The following is a 1960-nucleotide window of genomic DNA, read 5'->3' on the forward strand; positions in this document are numbered from 1 at the left end:
GGCCTGCGGGGGCGCGGTGGCGGGTATTCAGGCTCCGGTCAGCCAGTCTTCTTCAAGACCGTTGAGAACGAACCCGTTCTCGAAGCGCACCCTGTACCTGATCCGAGCACCGGCTCCGCCGTCGTACGCCGAGTGCTGGATGACCTGCTGACGAAGGTTCTCGATCAGGCCGGCCGCGAAGGGATCGAACTGGCGGCCGCGGATTTGCTGGTCGAAGCTCGCGAGGTGGTCCTGGGCAACGCCGCCGGCTTCCTTCGCCGAGCCCGTGACGATGCCCTGCAAGCCCTCGGCCAGGGACAGCGGACCGGGAAAGCCGGTCCTGGCCGCTGTGCCGTCTGCGGTGACCTGCACATCCATGGTCAGCTTCACCTTCGCGCCGATCTCGTACGGCATGGATGTACCCCCCTCGTTCGATCTTGGCCGTGACCCTGGCGAGCGTAGTCGAGATGCCGTGGAAGGAAAGGTTGTCCGGCAAGATCATGATCCTACGGATTCCTGACCCACTCTCGGGTGGGCTCACTCTGGATCGCCGGCCAATGCGACGGCAACGGCACGGTGAGCCGCTTCGCCCAGGCCGGAACCGTCGGTCCGTCGTCGCCGCGATCCCGCACCAGGCAAGCCAGGAGAGCACCGTCACGCGGCGGGTGTTCCAGAGTGTTCACCAGAGAGGTTGCCCTTCCGGGTCGGGGCCGGGAGCGTCAGTCGTCCGAGCCTCCATGCCCGCGGCGATCACGACCGGCCACCCGAGGACGGCGATGCCCAGGGTGACGGCGAGCGGCCACTGCGCGGTCATGAGGACGAGGCTGCCGATGTGTGAGAAGAGGACGATGGCGGCGCCGATGGCTGCGGGGCCCAATTCCGCGCCGGAACGCCACCGGGTCAGGCCGTGGGCGGTGAGGGCCGCCCCCAGGCCGACCAGGAGGGCCACCTTGAGGGAGGTCAGCCAGGGCGTGTTCGGGGTCCGGGAGCGGTGCCCGTCGTAGGAGACCTCGGACACGCGCCCCCGGAAGACCGCCAGGTCCACGTCCACACCGACGTTCGCGTCGTCGTAGAAGGCCTCGCCGACCTCATAGGTGTGCGCGGGGCCCGTCTCGTGTGCCACGGTCAGCTTGTAGGTGGTGCCTCCGTCGGAGTCGGTGAGGACGTCCCGCGCCGTCACCTTGCCGGTCTCGCGCAGTACGCAGTCCGCGCCGGGCGTGGCCGCCGCCGTGCCGCACACCGGGGCGTGCTCGTAGGCGCCCACCGCGTGGTAGCCGTCGACGAACCAGTTGAAGCCGAGCACGGTGATGGCCAGCCCGGCCAGCAGGAACAGGACCTGCGTCGGCACGCGGACGACCTCTCCGGGGGGCCGTCGGACTTCGCCGGGCGGCCGCGCGTCCCTGGTCCGAGCCTTCATCGCAACCCCCATCGATCGCACCCCTGGCACCTCCCCGATGCCCGGCAGCGATGCTTTCAGGGACGTGGCCGTCGAGGGGAGCGGCCGGGCGCTCTTGTGACGAACTTGTGGAAGTCCGACGGGCGGGCCGGGTCAGCGCAGCAGGATGACCACCAGTTCGTCGAGCAGCTCGGCGACCCGGCGTGCCTGGTCCGGGTCCGAGACGGTCCCGCACGGAAGGTGCCGAGACACCACCACATCTCGATGCGGGCCCAGGTGAGCCGACCGATCACTCGGGCGCCGCCCCGCAGAGGTGGATCGGGTGGGCGGACTCGATGCCGATGAAGGCGATCGCACGCACCTCGCCGAACTCGACCAGCTGGTGGACGATCCGCCCGGCGGAGGCCTCGCTGAAGTGGTCGGCGAGGTAGCCGGCCTGGTCGTCGTCCAGCGAGAGCCGGGCGAGGCTGGTGCGGATGGCGTCGAGGGCGCCGGAGAGCTTGGCGGAAGTGGCGACCGCCGAGGCGTGGACGGCGTTTGTCAGCGCCATCAAGACCGACGACATTCCAAACGCCTGAACGGGTT

At 69.6% G+C, this 1960-nt stretch carries 3 protein-coding genes; all 3 read right to left on the bottom strand.

What is annotated here, in order from left to right; translation table 11 throughout:
• Nucleotides 1-27: 27 nt before the first annotated feature.
• Entirely contained in the window at nt 28-393 is a 366-nt protein-coding gene (locus ACFU7Y_RS43480) for a hypothetical protein (protein ID WP_224283022.1), read from the bottom strand.
• Nucleotides 394-658: 265 nt separating this feature from the next.
• Complete coding sequence (locus tag ACFU7Y_RS43485) at nt 659-1327, bottom strand: hypothetical protein (protein WP_380771981.1); 669 nt, start codon at nt 1325-1327, stop codon at nt 659-661.
• A 337-nt stretch (nt 1328-1664) separates the two neighbouring features.
• Nucleotides 1665-1960: hypothetical protein (locus ACFU7Y_RS43490; RefSeq protein ID WP_380771983.1), on the bottom strand; the 296-nt coding region annotated here is incomplete at its 5' end.

The sequence above is a fragment of the Kitasatospora sp. NPDC057542 genome (assembly GCF_042801945.1).
Taxonomy (GTDB): Bacteria; Actinomycetota; Actinomycetes; order Streptomycetales; family Streptomycetaceae; genus Kitasatospora.

What these genes read in the sequence shown, in the direction of transcription:
- ACFU7Y_RS43480 (WP_224283022.1), bottom strand. Translation starts at nt 393, where the DNA reads ATGCCGTACGAGATCGGCGCGAAGGTGAAGCTGACCATGGATGTGCAG.